This is a genomic window from Streptomyces hilarionis (genome assembly GCF_024539675.1).
In the GTDB taxonomy this organism is placed as follows: Bacteria; Actinomycetota; Actinomycetes; order Streptomycetales; family Streptomycetaceae; genus Streptomyces; species Streptomyces hilarionis.
Window position 1 is genome coordinate 1 of record NZ_JAHHIT010000331.1, and the last position, 2,100, is coordinate 2,100.

The window sequence follows — 2,100 nt, forward strand, 5'->3', positions numbered from 1 at the left end:
CGGGGGCTCCGTGGGGGCGTGGCCTTACGTCCTGCCTTGTCCTGGGTTTCCCTTTTTCCGGGCGGAGTTGACCCGTGCCGGTCATCAGATCGCAACCTCCTGGATCTGTTGCGGTCGGTGGGGGCCGGGTCAGAATCTACGCGCGTTGTTGCCCTTCCCCCGAGGAGTACGAGACATGCCGTTGAACCGCCGGAAGTTCCTGAAGAAGTCCGCTGCGACCGGGGCGGGGGTGGCGGTCGCGGGTGCGGTGGCGGCTCCGTCCGCGCAGGCCGCGACCGGGGAGAAGGCGGCGAGGCCGGTGCGGCAGCCGAAGCGGTACGAGCTGACCGTGCTGGGGACGACGGATCTGCACGGTCATGTCTTCAACTGGGACTACTTCAAGGACGCGGAGTACAAGGACGCGGCGGGCAATGCGCAGGGGCTGGCGCGTATCTCGACGCTGGTGAACCGGATCCGTGCGGAGAAGGGGCGGCAGAACACGCTGCTGGTGGATGCGGGTGACACGATCCAGGGCACGCCGCTGACGTATTACTACGCGAAGGTGGACCCGATCACCGCCAAGGGTGGTCCGGTGCATCCGATGGCGCAGGCGATGAACGCGATCGGGTATGACGCGGCGGCGCTGGGCAATCACGAGTTCAATTACGGCATCGAGACGCTGCGGAAATTCGAGTCGCAGTTGCGTTTCCCGTTGCTCGGGGCGAACGCGGTGGACGCGAAGACGCTGCGGCCGGCGTTCGCGCCGTACGTGATGAAGACGTTCTGTGTGAAGGGGGCGCCGCCGGTGAAGGTGGCGGTGCTCGGTCTGACGAATCCCGGTATCGCCATCTGGGACAAGGCGTATGTGCAGGGGAAGCTGGCGTTCCCGGGGCTGGAGGAGCAGGCGGCGAAGTGGGTGCCGAAGCTGAAGTCGATGGGTGCGGACGTGGTGATCGTGTCGGCGCACTCGGGTTCGTCGGGGACGTCGTCGTACGGTGATCAGTTGCCGTATGTGGAGAATTCGGCGGCTCTGGTGGCGCAGCAGGTGCCGGACATCGACGCGATTCTGGTCGGGCACGCGCATGTGGAGATTCCGGAGTTGCGGGTGACGAACGCGAAGACGGGGCGGGCGGTGGTGCTTTCGGAGCCGTTGGCGTTCGCGGAGCGGTTGTCGGTGTTCGATGTGTCGCTGGTGTTCGAGAAGGGGCGGTGGGCGGTCGAGTCGGTTTCGTCGAAGGTGTTGAACTCGAACACGGTGGCGGACGACCCGAAGATCACGAAGTTGCTGAGTGACGAGCACGCGAAGGTCGTGAAGTACGTCAATCAGGTGGTGGGGTCGGCGACGGAGACGTTGACGACGGTGGAGGCGCGGTACAAGGACGCTCCGATCATCGACCTGATCACGAAGGTGCAGGAGGATGTGGTGCGGGCGGCGTTGGCGGGGACGTCGTACGCGTCGTTGCCGGTGATCGCGCAGGCGTCGCCGTTCTCGCGGACGTCGGAGATCCCGGCGGGGAACGTGACGATCCGGGATCTGTCGGGTCTGTACGTGTACGACAACACGTTGGTGGCGAAGTTGCTGACGGGTGCGCAGGTGCGGGCTTATCTGGAGTATTCGGCGGAGTATTTCGTGCAGACGGCGTCCGGTGCGGTGGTGGACGTGGAGAAGCTGACGAATGCGAACAACCGGCCGGATTACAACTACGACTATGTGTCGGGGTTGTCGTACGACATCGATGTGGCGCAGCCGGCGGGTTCGCGGATCAGGAATCTGACGTTCCAGGGTGCGCCGTTGGCGGATGGGCAGCAGTTCGTGCTGGCGGTGAACAATTACCGGGCCAATGGGGGTGGGGCGTTCCCGTATGTGGCGGGGGCGCAGGAGTTGTGGTCGGAGTCGACGGAGATCCGTACGCGGATCGCGGAGTGGGTGACGGCTAAGGGTGTGCTGGACCCGAAGGACTTCGCGTCGGTGGACTGGAGGCTGACGCGGGACGGTACGCCGGTGTTCTAGGCGTTGGGGGTCGGTGAGCGGTGGGCGGTGGTTGCGCGGTGGCCGGATGGCATGCCGTGTGGTCACCGCCTTTCGCGTGTGCGGGGGCGGGGGGTGAGGGGGGTGTGCGG

General features: G+C 65.6%; 1 protein-coding gene. It reads left to right on the forward strand.

The window, feature by feature from the left end; genetic code table 11:
* Positions 1 to 175 precede the first annotated feature (175 nt).
* The gene (locus KMS84_RS38395; protein WP_256921188.1) at positions 176 to 1,990 is read left to right on the forward strand and encodes a bifunctional metallophosphatase/5'-nucleotidase; all 1,815 of its coding nucleotides are present in this window, start codon (positions 176 to 178) and stop codon (positions 1,988 to 1,990) included.
* Positions 1,991 to 2,100 lie beyond the last annotated feature (110 nt).

Excerpts from the sequence above, each read along its gene's own strand:
- KMS84_RS38395 (WP_256921188.1), top strand. The coding sequence starts at position 176 with ATGCCGTTGAACCGCCGGAAGTTCCTGAAGAAGTCCGCTGCGACCGGG.